Genomic DNA, 14567 nt, shown 5'->3' with positions numbered 1-14567 from the left:
ATTCGAAGCAAGATTTAACATACCATGTCCAATAGTAATCTGATCAAAGGAAGCCTTCAGACCATTATTCTCAAACTTCTCGAGGAAAATGAAAAGATGTACGGCTACGAAATCACCCAAAAAGTGAAGGAACTCACCGCTGGCGAGATCAAAATCACCGAGGGTGCCCTCTACCCTGCCCTACACAAACTGGAAGCTGAGGGACTGCTCACTACCGAAATCCAGCAAGTGGACAATCGGGTGCGGAAATACTATAGCCTGACCAAGGACGGACAGAAGGAAGTCAGCTCGAAATTGGCCGAACTTCAAGCATTTGTCGAAAATATGCAACGAATTATCAATCCGGGTTTGAAGCCGGAATATTCACTTTAAATAGTAATCAAATGGAAAATCTAATTGAAAGAATCACCATTGACTCAGAGGTAGTTCACGGTAAACCAGCCATTCGTGGTACTCGGATTTTGGTTAGTTCAATCTTAGAATATTTGGCAGGTGGAGATAGCATCGAGGATGTTTTGACCGAATTTAAGGAATTGACCAAAGAAGATATTTTGGCTTGCTTGGCTTATGCATCTAAAGCTATAGATCATAAAGAATTTCGGGTTCCTGCAGCATGAAGTTCCTTCTCGATGCAAATATCCCTCCTTCCCTTGCAGAAGAATTCTCTGAATTTGAGGTCCATTTATCAAGTTCATTACCCAAAGGAAATGCATCAAAAGACTCTGAAATTATCACGTATGCATTTGAAAATGAACTAATTCTTATTACAAAAGATATTGATTTCTTTTATTCATTTATTCAAAGCAGAAAGCCACAAAAAGTAATATTAGTGAAACTTGGGAATATGAAATCGAGCATGATGAGAACGTCAATCACTGGGATGATTATCAGAAATGCGAGATTCCACCTGCCCGCCGGCAGGCGGGTGTGGCCATAAAGAAAAAATTATAAACACATGAAAACTAGGGAGCTTAGGAGCTACTTCAGATTGAATATGGAGGAAATTCTAAATCATTTGAATGATCACTCCATGCTGATATTAACTCAAGACCAAATTCAATCTTTTGAATGATGAGAAAATTATCGGAAGAAGAATTTAAATCGGTACAGAAAGCAATCATTACCAAGGAGATTGCAGTTTTGGAGTTGCTGGCAGAGATTTATGACCACTATGTTACTCATTTAGAAAGCCTTCCAGATGAAAATTTCTCATTAGACCTTCGAAATCTGGAATCCAAATGGACTTATGATTATTGTCAAAAAATTCAAAAAGAATTCTATAAAAACATAAACAGCTCGATTCGCTCATTCCAATGGAAGCTAACCAAAAGCTATTTCACATGGCCAAAACTCGTGATCACTATTTTGTTGTTTTTAGCAGCATCTTTAGGTGCATCGCTGATTCCAACCACCATTTACTTCTTTGGAGTAATAATTCCAATCCTTGTTTTTGTACTCATCTATGCGATAAGCATGAGCTTTAAATCAAATAGGAAGTTTAGGAAATTGAAATCAATTTTCAATTTTAAATCAATGGGTTTGATCGTAACATCTGGTGAGTCTTCTTATTTGTTATTGAATTCGATACTTCCAATAAACCTATTTAGCCTTCTCATTTTAGCCCCAAAAAACCTCGGTTTTATAGATGATTTCTCCGGTCCTTGGATGACCTTGATTATTTTACTTTTCTCGTTTTTTCTATTTCTGCATACCCTGACTATCCACGAAGCCTGGAAAATCAAATCCAAAACTGCTTTGATATGAGAACACTTTCTTCACTAGAAATCGCCCGAATCGATCAAAGGCTCGAAAGCTTGAAAATCCACTATCTCGAGATCTATCATGAGATTCGGGATCACTATTTCACCGAACTGGAGAAAAGGTCCGACGAGGAGTTTGAGGCTACCTTCCAGCAACTCAATGAAACCTTTGCGTGGTCGGTGGTGAAAGGGATGGAGAAGGAACTTCGGAAAGCCACCAGCAGAAAAATTGCTCAATTGCAATGGGATTCACTGACTTTTTGGAAGTTAAGCTGTTGGGAATTAGCCCTTTCAGGAATATTGATTTGTACCTTTCCTGCAATTTATTTTAAGTTTGGTTTGATTGATCTTATGACTGCAACAGGATTAATCAGCCTACTCAGCGCAATAGCAATTTGGGCTTGGGTGGCTATCAAAAGCGCAATCAATTTTTCAATTTCAAGACATAAGCCGATGTCCTGCATCTCTGCGGAACTTTTCGGAAGAATGGTTTTTCCGCTTTCTTCCTACTCATGGTTATACTTTGGCGCTAAGTGGATTTCTGGGTATAACACTTTTTGGCTTATTGACTTATTTATCATGTTCCTTATCATTTCTCAAGCCATCTTTCTACTAACTCTTACCAAGGTAGTGTTCAATAAAAAGCTTCAAGTGGTATGAAACTAACCTCATCACAATTCTCCCAGATTCAGCGACAGATTGGTTTGGAAAAAATCCATCATTTGGATATCAAGTCCGAATTAGCTGATCACATCGCTTGCAAAATCGAGTCAGAACTTAGCCATGAGGATGAGTTTGAAAAGTTGCTCCAAAAAGCCATGACAGAAATCAATCCAAAAAAATTTCAACAAAGCCTTCTGTTACAAGCTCACTTAAACGCTGTGAAGGAGTTTTTTGGAAATATCGGTGACTTGAGACTTTTGGTAAAATCTATAGTAATGACTTTTATCATCGGCTCTTTCATCAATCTTTTCTCGAAAAACACGCCTGAATTTGCCGAGACTGTGCTAAAAACCGCATTCCTGATCGCTTGCTATAGCGGCTTTATCTTAGTGCTTTGGGGGAATAAATACTTTGGCAACTCTAGATTGCTGACTGCTGCAAATATTTTATTCCTAATCGCTTCACTTTCGCAGTTCTTTCTCCGACTTGAGTGGCTTACTTGGACCGAATTAAACAATCAACAACTTCTGTTCTCAATGACAGCTTGCTTCTCTTTCATCCTTTGTTCCGGATATACCAACATCTACCGCCAATTCAAAAAATTGAAAACGGCATGAATCTCTCCCCCGACCAAATCACAACCCTCAAAAAACTCATTTCCTTCAAAGGCTATGATGAGATCGATGTGCAATACGAAATCCTGGATCATGTCGCCTGTCGGGTTGAGGTACTGATGGAAGAAAATCCAAAACTGAGTCTGGAAGAAGCTTTCCGAAAGACCCATTCCGAGTTTGGGATTTTTGGCTTCAGCGACTTGGAGGAATCCTACAAAAAAGGAATTCAAAAGAAGTTTCAGTCAAGATATTGGACTAGTTTAAGGTCTTTTTTAACTTCCTACCGAGTGACTTATCTGGTTCTATTGGGTTGGGCTTTATATTTTGCAAGTAGGAATTTTACGCTTTTTGGTGAGCCGATGACTGCTCCTGGCTGGGGTGTGATTGCATTGGTGATCACTGTGATCTTTTTCCTTATCTACTATTATCGAGTCGGAAGGCAATTTAAAAACTACGCAGTTTTTAAACACGCTTTTAGCTTTATGTGGGGAATGCATTTAATACTGCAACTAGCATTTCACGGAACCAAATACCTGACAGGAACTGAAATCCCAATGGAAGTAAGTTTTGAGGGCATCATGGCTTGGATCACCATTATTGTTACGTCTATCTGCTGGATTTCCATTTTTCTTTTGCCAAATATCATCAAAGAAGCTGCGGAGGAAACTCAGCGTTTGAAAGCCATCCATGAAAGTTAAAGCTTCTGTGAAAGGAAATAATTCATCGGCAAGTTAAAGAGAAATTGTTCTGTGAGTGGAGACACTCACAGGAACGAAAACCTAAACTCAAAGCCAAAAGAAAAATTCAATCCCTCATTTTTCTTGTATTGCCTTTTGTTTCTCCACCTTGTATCCTCCAAACCTCCGTCTCGGTGAGTGTCTCAACCCACCGAAAGTCCAAACTCAGAAACTAGATATTTTTCGTCTCGCTCCTTGTTTCTCGCCTTTTGGATCTTAAGATTTGCTTTTTCTATTCCCCAAAAATATAATTACCCCTGCTGTCCCAAACATCAGCAAACCATAAATCGCGGAGGGAATGGTCATGACGGAATTTACCAGAAGTGTCGCAGCAATAGTGATCCCCAAAGTTCCATTCTGAATTCCTGACTCGATCGCAATCGTGGTGCTTTGCTTTTTGCTCAAGCCAAATATTTTTCCACTGAAATACCCAAGCCCTAAGGTCGCAAGGTTAAGTGTAAGCGCTACCGGACCTGCTTCAGCAAAGTATTCAATCAGGTTTTCCCGCTCTTTCAGAATCGCAGCAAGCAAAATGATCACAAAGAAAATGGCGGAAATCTTTCGAAATGGAGCATCCCACTTTTGCGCAAGTTGAGGAGCTTTTTTCAATACCATCATTCCAATTGCTACAGGAATTATCGTAATGAAAATCACAGAAATCACCGTTCCAAACACATTCAACTGCTGCTCCTCACCGCTTGGTATAAAATAAAGGATAGCAAAATTGACGATAAAAGGAATCGTCAATACAGTAATCAGGGAAGAAAAAGCGGTCAAAGTGATTGAAAGTGCAGAATCGCCTTTTGCTAAATGCGTGATCAAATTGGAAGTAGCTCCTCCAGGGCAAGCAGCCAAAATCATGAGACCGACAGCAAGTTCGGTTTGCAAACCAAAAACCTTAATCAAGCCAAAAGCCACCAAAGGCAGCAGGACAAGTTGATTGGTAAGACCAATAGCTACTGCTTTGGGATAGATCAAAATCCGTTTAAAATCTCCAAACCGGAGACTCAGGCCCATCCCAAACATGATTACAGCTAAGGCAAGGGGCAAAAAAAGCTGAGTGAGAATACTGGCTTCCATGGTCTTTTGGGTTATTTGTTACTGGATTATTGAGTTATCGGTTATTAAGTTATTCGGTAATCATTCCTTGAGAATTGAAAATTGGTCATTGATAATTGAAAATTTAATAATCTTGCTTCTTGTCTCTTGTCTCATTTCTTGATACTAAAGTCTAGCTACTTGATAATCATAAAATTCCTGCTACGGCAAAACCTACATAGGTTCCCAGCGCATTCCCCAAACTTCCCACCAACACACCGGGAATCAACAAATCAGGTCGATTTAAACTTTCTGCCGCTGCAATCGCCGTCGTATTCCCTCCCACATTTGCTTGCGAAGCCACAGCGATCACGTCCCAATCCATTTTGAACAGGGCTCCAACTCCAAAAATAACCACGCCGTGAATTAAAACCAGAAGCCCGACAAATAGAATCAGCGTCCCAGCCAAACTCCCCACTCCCGACAATGCCCTAAAATCACACAAAGTACCGATCACTGCCAGAAAGATCAGGATAAAGAAGAATCCCAACGTATGTTTCCCATAGAGCTGTTGAACTGAAGGAAATTGTGCAAGAATCAGAGCTAATGTCGTCAGAAAGATAATCTCTGGTACTTGCGGGAAATAGGAAACCAATACCTTACTCACAGTCATCCCGAGCAAACCCAAGGCTAGAATAGAAGCCAGAGAACTGATGGAAATGGATTCAATTCCGTCATTCCTCACCGCTGTAGCTGCCGATGCCAGCTTTTTTCTTGGAAACCATTTCTGCAAATATTTGGGTAAAATCAGCGTGGCAATGATCCATGGAGTACCGATCAGATTGTCCACCACAGTCGTAGCAGCAAACAGATTTCCAGATTCGTTAACCTTGTAATGAAGCGCAACAGCATTGAAATTGATTGAGCCGCCTATGTATGTTCCGGTAAACATTCCAGCCACTGCAGGTGCCAAATCTCCAATTTCTACGGCAGGGTTGACGACAACCCAAGACACTAAAACTCCCACCACAGTACCAACTCCCCCAAGCAAAAACATGGAAAGGAGTGGAAGACCTGCCTTTTTTACGCTATTCAGATCCACTTCAAGAAGTGCTATAAAAATTCCCAAAGGCGCCAAATACAGGAAAACTCCATCGTAAACCGAACTTCCATCCATCGCACTCGGTATGATCCCGAAATTGGAGAAGATCGCACAGAGAACAATCACCAAAATCGGTGTGCCGACAGTTTTGCCCCAAGGAAAACGCGTCAGCCAATTCGCAAAAAAGACTGAGATACAGAGTGTAGCCGCAATAAAAATTGGCTCTTGCGTGAAAATCATGATGGAAAGTAACGAAAATTCAGAAAATGAATGACGTGGGGTTTACTACTTGTCAAAAAATTTCAAGATCATTTTACTAATAAACTCTACCTCCTCCTCTTTCAACAAAGGATTTAAAGGGAGAGAAAGCCCTTGATTTGCAAGTTTTCTGGCATTTATAAAGTCTCCTTCACTGAAATGGCTTCAGATCCGGCAAAATCATCGGTTAATGAATCGCTGTTCCGATACCTTTTGCAGCCAAAAAAGTTTTGAGCTCATCTCGCTTTTCTGTTTGGATAACAAAAAGATGGGCGTTGTGATCAGCCTCCAAAACCTCGGAAAATCGATTTTTCAATCGTTCCTTCAGGTCTTTTTCCATTCGGCTTAAATCAAGAAATGGTATTTTCATTGAGAATTTTGGCCAATTGAAAACTGAGATTTCTTCGGGAATATTTCTCCAAATCGGCGGATTTGGTCTCGGTAGAATTAGACTCCAATAAATGACGAAGCCGCTTTCTGATTCCCTCTGAATCAGTATGCGCAATCACTTCCCCCCCACCCGAATCTTTCAAAATTTGAGCAGAATCCCCAATTGGATCTCCCAAGGCCATGACCGGAATACCTGTTGCCAAGTATTCAAAAAGCTTCCCGGGGATATTTCCTTGGGCATTTTTGGTATCTGTGAGAATCAATACCAAGGCGTCCGCTTTGGCATAAAACCCAAAAACTTCCTGATGCGAAACATATCCCGCAAAGTGAATTCTAGTGCTCAACCAAGAATCCGACTTAACATAGTTTTGAACTTGCTCACTTACTTTTCCTACAAAAGTCCATTCGATTAGTTCCCCGGAATTTTCAAATTCAGACTTCATGGCTTCCATCAGCGGAATGGGATTTCGGATCGCATCGATGATTCCAGAATAGACGAGGTGGAGTTTTCCGCTCTCCTTTTTCTTCGGGGAAAAGCCCAAAGGAATATCTGCGGGGTCGTACCCATTTGTCAAAAGCTTGATTTTTCGATTAGCAAGTTTTTCCAAGTCTTGTTGAAAAGTCGGAGAAATGGTCAAAACCGCATTGGCTTCCTTCAGCACACTTTGCTCCAATTGCTGATGCTTTTTTTTGATCAATGAACTCATGGGAAGCGTATCCAAAAACTCCCATTGAGACCACGGATCACGGAAATCAGCAATCCAGGTGATTCCCGTTTTCCGCTTCAAGTCTCGTCCGATCAAATGCATGCTATGTGGCGGTCCAGTAGTAATCACCGCCTCAAACTGCCCACTTTTCACCAAATCTGTCAAGAATTTAACTGAGGGTTTTACCCAAAAAACGCGAGGATCTGGGACCAATAAATTTGCCCGCATCCAGATGGCAGTTTTCTCTAAAAAGCCCCGCTCCTTCTGCTCCATCAATCTTCCAGGATGACTTTTTGACTTTCCTTTTATCTTGGAAAAAAGCTGATAAGGCTCCCAAATCGGAAATTTCATCACTTCGAGTTGCATCGGAATTTCCTTGAGCAACGTCTCATCCTTCAAATCAAAATCTGGATTCTCAGGAGTAAATATCACAGGCTCCCAACCTGCATCCGGCAAATACTTGGCAAATTTCAACCAACGCTGCACACCCGAACCTCCACTCGGAGGCCAATAATAGGTGATGATGAGGACACGTCGGGACATTAGAGGATTTAAAGTTTGAAATTTGAAATTAGGGGAAACGCCTCAAAAAGAAAGGGGAAAAGTTTCCTCTCCCCCTATTCTTCATTATTCGATGTTCGACATTAGGTGTTCGATATTAACTATTCGAAATTCGAGGGTCACTTTTATCAAGCCTTCGAGTACGCCTCGGCGCACTCAAAGATTTTTGTGCGCCTCGTAAATCGTAAATCAAAAATCGTAAATCTCTTTATTCTCCCTGCGCAAGCGAATAGCCTCTCACTCCATCAAAGGAATAGAGATTTGCAGTTTGGATAGTATCAAAACCAAGTTCATTGATTTGAGCCAGCAAGTCAAGAATCTCAGTATGGGTCACTTTAGACTGATCTGATTTTGCAAAGCGAGCTCTCCAGTGATCCGTGCAGAAAGTTTCTTTCATCCCAGCCGGGAAGACTTTGACACCACGATTGGTGATGAGTTGGAGTTGAAGTCCGTCGGCGTTGACTTTTTGCAATCTTTCTCCAATCACATTTGGATTTCGACCCGCTTCATTCCAATCAATGAAGACATCAACCCCTATCAATTCTTTTTTCTGGAAAGCCTTACCTTTTACTTTTGTATTCATCGGTGCAGTGTCGTCCTTGTCAAATGAGGCAGGCACCATACTTGAAGGCAATTGACCCAAGCGTTCTATTACTGCTTGCGCAAAGTCTTGTGTACCGACCTTTTTGCTGGAAATTCCTTCCTGGTAGATATCACCTGTGTGGATTCCATCCTCCAAAGTTTTCATCCAAGCATTGGAAATTTTCTCAGCCACTTCAGGCTGACCGATGTGTACTAACATCATGATCGCTCCATTGAGCAAACCGGATGGATTAGCAATACCCATTCCTGTTATGTCAGGCGCAGAGCCGTGAATCGCTTCAAACATCGCCACTTCATCGCCAACATTGGCAGACCCGCCTAGTCCAACCGATCCGGTCACCTGAGCTGCCACATCAGAAATGATATCACCATATAAGTTCAATGTGACGATCACATCAAAGGTCTCCGGACGATCCGCTATCAATGCGGTTCCGATATCGATGATTTTATGGTCAGTTTCGATGCCAGGGTATTCCTTAGCGACTTCATCGAAAGTCCTGTGAAATAGTCCATCAGCCAACTTCATGATGTTGTCTTTGGTCATACAAGTCACTTTCTTTCTTCCGTATTTTTTAGCGTATTCGAATGCGTATCTGACGATTTTTTCAGAACCTGGCTGCGATATCAACTTGATGCTTTGAACCACTTCCTGAGTTTGGCGGTGCTCGATGCCAGCATAAAGATCCTCCTCGTTTTCACGAATAATGACCAAGTCAGTTTTTGGGAAGTGAGTTCTGATGAAAGGCGAAAAAGCTTTGCATGGGCGAACATTTGCAAAAAGTCCAAATGAAGTTCGGGTAGTTACATTAAGTGACTTAAATCCGCCTCCTTGAGGGGTGGTAATAGGGGACTTCAAAAAAACTTTGGTCTCACGCAGTGAGTCAAAAGCACTTGGTTCCATGCCTGAGCTGATTCCTTTTAGGTAGACTTGTTCACCTATTTCGATCACGTCATATTCAAGTTGAGCACCTGCTGCTTCCAAAATATTGATAGTAGCTGTCATGATTTCCGGACCGATTCCGTCACCATAAGCCACTGTAATTTTTCTTTTTGAAGACATATTATTTGCGAATTTAGTTGAAAATTTAATGTTGCAAAAGTAATCAAAAATGCCTGAAAACGACCCAAATCCGCAATTATTTCCCTCTAAGGTCAAGTTTAAATTTCTTGAGTAAAGCTAACCTATTACCTGAATTTGGATTTTTCTAAGTGCGTAAATTTGGCTTTGCCTCCCCTAAGCGTATATTTGCTTGGAACATCTAACTAACTCATGGCAGAATATCTGAACATCCTGACTGAAGAAAAAAATGGCGTCCTCTACCTTACTATCAACAGAGAGGACAAAATGAATGCCCTCAATTATGCTACTTTGGCAGAATTGAAAGAAATTTTTGAGGAGGTTGTAGATAACAAATCTATCAAGGCCGTAATTCTGACCGGTTCTGGAGAAAAATCATTTGTTGCCGGAGCAGACATTAGCGAAATCGCTTCCTTAAACGAAGTGAACGCAAGAAAATTTGCTGAAAACGGACAGGAGATATTTGCCATGATCGAAAACTGTCATAAGCCTGTAATTGCCGTCACCAATGGCTTTACTTTAGGCGGAGGCTGTGAATTAGCTATGGCATGCCACATGAGAATAGCCTCTGCCAATGCCAAATTCGGACAGCCGGAAGTGAACCTAGGAATCATTCCAGGTTACGGAGGCACTCAACGTCTCACTCTGCTAATAGGGAGAGGTAAAGCCAATGAACTTATGATGACTGGCGATATGATTGGGGCAGAAGAAGCCAAAGCCTTTGGCTTAGTCAATCATGTGCTTCCAACTAAAGCAGAAGCCATGGAAAAAGCGGAGGAAGTCATTGGCAAAATTATGAGTAAGGCTCCTTTAGCTATCGGAATGGTCGTGGATTGTGTCAATGCTGCTTTCCTTCCGGATGAAAATGGATTCCAAACTGAAGCTAACAGTTTTGCCAGATGTGTAAAATCCGGAGACTACAAGGAGGGAACAACCGCATTTTTGGAAAAGAGAAAACCAATTTTCAGAGGAGAGTAGGCTCCTTGCTCTTACATGAGTAATCTCAAAAAATTAGCCGGACAGACAGCAATCTATGGGCTGAGCAGTATTCTGGCTAGATCCATTAATTTTTTAATGATTTTCATTTATACTTCCTATCTCAACAAGGAAGTAGTCGGTTCTTTTACAGGAATTTACGCACTCATAGGATTTTTAAATATCATTTTTTCCTACGGAATGGAAACTTCATTTTTCCGATTTTCCACCGGGAAAAATCTCGATCCCGAAAAGGTCTACAATAACACACAGTCCCTATTAGTCATTTCTACGCTCATTTTTGGAAGTAGCGTATTTCTAGCCGCACCTTGGCTTGCGGAAGTAATGGATTATCCCGGACAGGCTTACCTATTTCGTTGGACCGCTTTAATTTTATCTTTTGACGCCATTTTGGCTATTCCATTTGCGAAGCTGAGGTTGACAAATCGTGCCTTTGCATTTGCAGGAGCCAAAATGATCAACGTTCTACTCAATGTCTTTTTCAACCTATTGCTTATAATTTGGATACCAATTTTGATTTCAAATGGAAATTTGCCAACTGATTTTCTTGGATACAAATTAGACTGGGGAGTGGAATATATTCTTTTGGCTAACCTATTTGCCAACGGGCTTATCATTCCTTATGTCTGGTGGAAAGCTGGGTTTTTTCGCTTTTCTCTGGATAAGGAAATCCTCCAACCCATGTGGAAATACGCCATTCCCTTGCTTTTTATGGGTTTGGCAGGTGTCACTAACGAACTGGTTTCCAGACTTTCATTTGAATATCTCCTTCCGGAAAACTTTTATCCCGGACTCAATACAAGAGAGGCTGCAGGGATCTTTGGAACAAGTATCAAACTTGCTATTCTGATGAATTTGGTAATTCAAGCCTTTAAGTATGCGGCAGAACCGTTTTTTTTCGGAAAGTCTACCGATAAAAACTCCCCTCAGCTTTATGCGCAGGTGATGCATGCCTTTATTATTTTCTGTTCGGTATTGATGATAGCAATTTCGGTTAACCTTGACTTGGTCGCTTATCTTTTTCCAAAAGATGAGGGTTACGATTCCGCTTTCTATATTGTTCCAGTCTTGTTGATGGGCTATTTGCTTTTGGGAATTTACTTCAACCTCTCTATCTGGTTTAAAATAACTGATAAAACCAAATACAGCTTTTATATTACACTTGTTGGCGCTATGGTCAGTTTGATCGTCGTTTTTACTCTTGTGCCCATTTTGGGCTATCTCGGCGGTGCACTCAGTACATTATTCTGTTACTTAGTCATGACCGTGTTATGTTACTACTTCGGACAAAAGCACTTTCCAATACCTTATCAAACGGGAAAGGGAGTATTATATCTTCTTATAGCTTTTGGGTTTAGTTACGTCGGATTCTATCTCAAAATCGACTCTTTAATACTAGGTTTTCTGGCAAAAAACAGCTTGATTCTTCTATTCATAATCATTATTGGACTTTTAGAAAAAAAGCGACTGACAACTTTAATCCGAGGAAAACAAACGGATTAATACAACGTATCTCTTTGCGTCAATTATCGAATTTTCCAGCCATTTTAAGCAAAAGGCATTATGTTTGCAGACTTATGCTGCTCTCCCAAGTCAACGTGAAAATTATCCGATTTCTATACTTTGTTTCTCTTATTTCCTTAAGCTGGACCACAGGTTTTGCCCAGCAAGCCCTTTCAAAGAAAGACTCCAAAATTCAGGAAAATAAGACTAAAACAAGTCGATATTTTATTGAGGGACAGAAAGCACTGGTATTGGGGGATTTAGAAAAAGCATATTTCTATTTTAATCGATCTTTGGAATTCTCGCCACTGGAGCCAGCTATAAGTTATAAGATCGCCGAGGTGTTAGTCAGATCAGATCAGGCTCAAAAAGCCCTTCCTTTTGCAGAAAAAGCGGCAATAAAGGATCCGGACAATAAATACTACTCCCTGATGGTGGCAGAGATCCATACCAATCTCAATCAGCCTTTGAAGGCAGCCGAAATTTTGGATCGACTTATGGATGATGGAGAAAGTAATCAGCAATATAACCTAGACCTTGCCTCCATCTACCTCAACGCCGGAGAATTTGATAAAGCCTTGGTGGTCTTGGATCGAGCAGAAGTCTACTTTGGAATAAGGGAACCATTCACTGTTCAGAAACAGCGGATTTATTTACGAAAAAACGACCTGCCAAACGCCATTCGAGAGGGTGAAAAATTGATCGATGCCTTCCCAGGCAATCCCAACTATGTACTCAATCTAGTGGAGGTCCTTTACAATAATGCCCGATTGGAGGAAGCGCTGAATTTGGTTACTGAAGAAATTCATAAATATCCCAACCAACCAGAACTCCAAATGGCGTCCTACACTTTGCTCAAAGAAAAGGGAGAACTTGCCAAGGCAAATGAAAATCTGATTTCCGCCCTAAAAAGTCCTGATCTCGATGGAGAAATCAAAGCTAAAACCTTTAAATCTTTACTTGCGGAGTTGAAGACCTCTCATCGCGAGGCACTGTTGGACCAGATGGAGTCCATTCTGTTAGAGTTCAATAGCAAGGATGCTATGGTGTTGGAGGTAATTGGAGATCGAAAAAAGCAAAATGGAGACGATATTGGTGCGATGAATTTTTATAAGGAATCGCTTCGTGTCCAGCCAAAAAATGCGCCGATATTGGAGCAGGTGATATTGAATTCGTTCGGTGACAGTCCTGACTTTGCGGAAATTGAGGCTTTCACAATCATGGGGGTGGATGAGTTCCCCACCTCGCCTGAGTTTTGGTTTTATGATGGAGTAGTCAAGTCAGCCCGAAAGAAAGACTCAGTAGCTGTCATTTCACTTTCAAAGGCTATAGAATTAAATACAAGCAAAAACCCACAGTTAGATCAAGTTGCTTATGGATCTTTGGCAAATTCGCTTTATAACTTGGGAGAAAAAGATTCCGCTTTTGTATTTTTCGATAAAGCCTTAGAACTCAATCCAAATGATGATCAATTGCTAAACAATTACGCCTATTTTCTATCGTTGGAGAAAAGAGACTTGGAAAAGGCGCGTACAATGGCTGAAAAAGTAATAAAAAAATATCCTAACAATGCCACCTATCTCGACACCTACGCTTGGGTTCTTTTCCAGATGGGAAGCTATGAAGAAGCGTCCAAATACATGGAATTGGCCATAAAAAACGAATCAGAACCCAGTGGAGTCATGTTGGAGCATTATGGCGATATATTATTCCACTTAGGCAAAGTATCTGAAGCAGTGACTTGGTGGAAAAAAGCAGAAGGAAGTTCCGAGGCCTCAGAAAAACTCACTCAAAAGATTAAAGATGGAAAATACCATGAATAGACTTTTTATAGGTCTTTTGACAGTTTTGGTCATTTCAATGACTTCATGCGCCCGAAAGATCGTGCTCTATGAAGGCGACGGGCAGATGGAGGAATTCCAACCTGTAGAAGCTCAGTATGATTACATCAGCGCCAAAGCTAAAATCGTAATCGAGGAAGAAAACGGCAAAGTCACTCGTGGCTCATTAAGTCTCCGTGCAAAAAAAGACAGTGTATTATGGTTCACCATGTCACCGGGAATGGGGATGGAGGCAATTCGCGGGTTTTTTACACAAGAAAGAATTCAGATTCGTGACCGAATAGGGAATGAAAATATCAACTTAACCTATGCAGAGTTCGAACAGTTTTATGGATTAAAGTTGTCACTTGAACTGTTTCAAAACGTACTTTGGGCCAACGTTCCATTTGAATTTGATTATCAGGATAGATTGCTAAGAATCGGGAGAAAATTTGAGTTAACACAAGTTCGGGACAAGGTGAGATATTTTTCCAAAATAGAAACCAGTCATGGTAAGGTTTCCGAATTGGTCAGCAACTCCTTGGACGACCGAGGTTCTATGTTGGCTAGTTTTCCGAAGTTCCAAAACGCTGGCTCTCAACCATTCCCAGCCGAAGTTTTATTCAAACTTGCCTACCAACTACCAGGAGGAACCCAAAATACAATTATCCACCTTGAATGGACCTCAATAGATCCAAATTCTGAATCTCTAAGCTTTCCTTTCAGGTTCTAATCAC

At 41.0% G+C, this 14567-nt stretch carries 16 protein-coding genes; 11 read left to right on the top strand and 5 right to left on the bottom strand.

Annotated elements, in window-relative coordinates:
• Positions 1–24 precede the first annotated feature (24 nt).
• From ACK4HU_RS07965 to ACK4HU_RS07935, 7 genes are all read left to right on the top strand, one after another.
• The gene (locus ACK4HU_RS07965) at positions 25–372 is read left to right on the top strand and encodes a PadR family transcriptional regulator (protein WP_409805224.1); all 348 of its coding nucleotides are present in this window, start codon (positions 25–27) and stop codon (positions 370–372) included.
• Positions 373–383: 11 nt separating this feature from the next.
• Positions 384–617: a DUF433 domain-containing protein gene (locus tag ACK4HU_RS07960; RefSeq protein ID WP_409805221.1), complete on the top strand. Its 234-nt coding sequence runs from the start codon at positions 384–386 to the stop codon at positions 615–617.
• Positions 614–937: a DUF5615 family PIN-like protein gene (locus ACK4HU_RS07955; protein ID WP_409805218.1), complete on the top strand. Its 324-nt coding sequence runs from the start codon at positions 614–616 to the stop codon at positions 935–937. Before ACK4HU_RS07960 ends, ACK4HU_RS07955 begins: the two co-directional genes overlap by 4 nt.
• 131 nt (positions 938–1068) lie before the next feature.
• Positions 1069–1764, top strand: a complete 696-nt coding sequence (locus ACK4HU_RS07950) for a hypothetical protein (protein ID WP_409805216.1) — start codon at positions 1069–1071, stop codon at positions 1762–1764.
• Positions 1761–2420: a hypothetical protein gene (locus ACK4HU_RS07945; protein WP_409805213.1), complete on the top strand. Its 660-nt coding sequence runs from the start codon at positions 1761–1763 to the stop codon at positions 2418–2420. The genes ACK4HU_RS07950 and ACK4HU_RS07945 overlap by 4 nt, the downstream gene beginning before the upstream one ends.
• Entirely contained in the window at positions 2417–3040 is a 624-nt protein-coding gene (locus tag ACK4HU_RS07940) for a hypothetical protein (protein ID WP_409805210.1), read from the top strand. The genes ACK4HU_RS07945 and ACK4HU_RS07940 overlap by 4 nt, the downstream gene beginning before the upstream one ends.
• Positions 3037–3735, top strand: a complete 699-nt coding sequence (locus ACK4HU_RS07935) for a hypothetical protein (protein ID WP_409805208.1) — start codon at positions 3037–3039, stop codon at positions 3733–3735. Before ACK4HU_RS07940 ends, ACK4HU_RS07935 begins: the two co-directional genes overlap by 4 nt.
• Before the next feature lie 255 nt (positions 3736–3990).
• Here ACK4HU_RS07935 and ACK4HU_RS07930 read toward each other — a convergent pair whose 3' ends face one another.
• The 5 genes from ACK4HU_RS07930 to ACK4HU_RS07910 all read right to left on the bottom strand — a co-directional run bounded on the left by ACK4HU_RS07930 (position 3991) and on the right by ACK4HU_RS07910 (position 9493).
• Positions 3991–4854, bottom strand: a complete 864-nt coding sequence (locus ACK4HU_RS07930; protein ID WP_409805205.1) for a bile acid:sodium symporter family protein — start codon at positions 4852–4854, stop codon at positions 3991–3993.
• A 166-nt stretch (positions 4855–5020) separates the two neighbouring features.
• Positions 5021–6154 carry a DUF819 domain-containing protein gene (locus ACK4HU_RS07925; RefSeq protein ID WP_409805203.1) on the bottom strand — a complete coding sequence of 378 codons (1134 nt, stop codon included), beginning with the start codon at positions 6152–6154 and terminating at the stop codon, positions 5021–5023.
• 205 nt (positions 6155–6359) lie between these two features.
• Entirely contained in the window at positions 6360–6542 is a 183-nt protein-coding gene (locus ACK4HU_RS07920; protein ID WP_409805200.1) for a hypothetical protein, read from the bottom strand.
• Entirely contained in the window at positions 6523–7812 is a 1290-nt protein-coding gene (locus ACK4HU_RS07915) for a glycosyltransferase family 4 protein (RefSeq protein WP_409805198.1), read from the bottom strand. Before ACK4HU_RS07915 ends, ACK4HU_RS07920 begins: the two co-directional genes overlap by 20 nt.
• Before the next feature lie 226 nt (positions 7813–8038).
• Entirely contained in the window at positions 8039–9493 is a 1455-nt protein-coding gene (locus ACK4HU_RS07910; protein WP_409805195.1) for an NADP-dependent isocitrate dehydrogenase, read from the bottom strand.
• Between the two features lie 210 nt (positions 9494–9703).
• On the opposite strand from ACK4HU_RS07910, the gene ACK4HU_RS07905 reads away from it, so the two are divergent.
• The 4 genes from ACK4HU_RS07905 (at position 9704) to ACK4HU_RS07890 (ending at position 14563) form a co-directional block, all read left to right on the top strand.
• Entirely contained in the window at positions 9704–10489 is a 786-nt protein-coding gene (locus ACK4HU_RS07905) for an enoyl-CoA hydratase/isomerase family protein (protein WP_409805192.1), read from the top strand.
• A gap of 15 nt (positions 10490–10504) precedes the next feature.
• Positions 10505–12010: a lipopolysaccharide biosynthesis protein gene (locus ACK4HU_RS07900; protein ID WP_409805189.1), complete on the top strand. Its 1506-nt coding sequence runs from the start codon at positions 10505–10507 to the stop codon at positions 12008–12010.
• Positions 12011–12084: 74 nt separating this feature from the next.
• Positions 12085–13833, top strand: coding sequence for a tetratricopeptide repeat protein (locus ACK4HU_RS07895; protein WP_409805186.1), 1749 nt, complete (start codon positions 12085–12087; stop codon positions 13831–13833).
• Positions 13826–14563 (top strand): DUF4292 domain-containing protein, encoded by a 738-nt coding sequence (locus ACK4HU_RS07890; protein WP_409805183.1) that lies wholly within the window; start codon positions 13826–13828, stop codon positions 14561–14563. Before ACK4HU_RS07895 ends, ACK4HU_RS07890 begins: the two co-directional genes overlap by 8 nt.
• Positions 14564–14567: the final 4 nt, after the last annotated feature.

The organism is Algoriphagus sp. (assembly GCF_046296635.1).
In the GTDB taxonomy this organism is placed as follows: Bacteria; Bacteroidota; Bacteroidia; order Cytophagales; family Cyclobacteriaceae; genus Algoriphagus.
This window is presented reverse-complemented; position numbering and strand designations above follow the sequence as displayed.

What these genes read in the sequence shown, in the direction of transcription:
- ACK4HU_RS07965 (WP_409805224.1), top strand. Translation starts at nt 25, where the DNA reads ATGTCCAATAGTAATCTGATCAAAGGAAGCCTTCAGACCATTATTCTC.
- ACK4HU_RS07960 (WP_409805221.1), top strand. Translation starts at nt 384, where the DNA reads ATGGAAAATCTAATTGAAAGAATCACCATTGACTCAGAGGTAGTTCAC.
- ACK4HU_RS07955 (WP_409805218.1), top strand. Translation starts at nt 614, where the DNA reads ATGAAGTTCCTTCTCGATGCAAATATCCCTCCTTCCCTTGCAGAAGAA.
- ACK4HU_RS07950 (WP_409805216.1), top strand. Translation starts at nt 1,069, where the DNA reads ATGATGAGAAAATTATCGGAAGAAGAATTTAAATCGGTACAGAAAGCA.
- ACK4HU_RS07945 (WP_409805213.1), top strand. Translation starts at nt 1,761, where the DNA reads ATGAGAACACTTTCTTCACTAGAAATCGCCCGAATCGATCAAAGGCTC.
- ACK4HU_RS07940 (WP_409805210.1), top strand. Translation starts at nt 2,417, where the DNA reads ATGAAACTAACCTCATCACAATTCTCCCAGATTCAGCGACAGATTGGT.
- ACK4HU_RS07935 (WP_409805208.1), top strand. Translation starts at nt 3,037, where the DNA reads ATGAATCTCTCCCCCGACCAAATCACAACCCTCAAAAAACTCATTTCC.
- ACK4HU_RS07930 (WP_409805205.1), bottom strand. Translation starts at nt 4,854, where the DNA reads ATGGAAGCCAGTATTCTCACTCAGCTTTTTTTGCCCCTTGCCTTAGCT.
- ACK4HU_RS07925 (WP_409805203.1), bottom strand. Translation starts at nt 6,154, where the DNA reads ATGATTTTCACGCAAGAGCCAATTTTTATTGCGGCTACACTCTGTATC.
- ACK4HU_RS07920 (WP_409805200.1), bottom strand. Translation starts at nt 6,542, where the DNA reads ATGAAAATACCATTTCTTGATTTAAGCCGAATGGAAAAAGACCTGAAG.
- ACK4HU_RS07915 (WP_409805198.1), bottom strand. Translation starts at nt 7,812, where the DNA reads ATGTCCCGACGTGTCCTCATCATCACCTATTATTGGCCTCCGAGTGGA.
- ACK4HU_RS07910 (WP_409805195.1), bottom strand. Translation starts at nt 9,493, where the DNA reads ATGTCTTCAAAAAGAAAAATTACAGTGGCTTATGGTGACGGAATCGGT.
- ACK4HU_RS07905 (WP_409805192.1), top strand. Translation starts at nt 9,704, where the DNA reads ATGGCAGAATATCTGAACATCCTGACTGAAGAAAAAAATGGCGTCCTC.
- ACK4HU_RS07900 (WP_409805189.1), top strand. Translation starts at nt 10,505, where the DNA reads ATGAGTAATCTCAAAAAATTAGCCGGACAGACAGCAATCTATGGGCTG.
- ACK4HU_RS07895 (WP_409805186.1), top strand. Translation starts at nt 12,085, where the DNA reads ATGCTGCTCTCCCAAGTCAACGTGAAAATTATCCGATTTCTATACTTT.
- ACK4HU_RS07890 (WP_409805183.1), top strand. Translation starts at nt 13,826, where the DNA reads ATGAATAGACTTTTTATAGGTCTTTTGACAGTTTTGGTCATTTCAATG.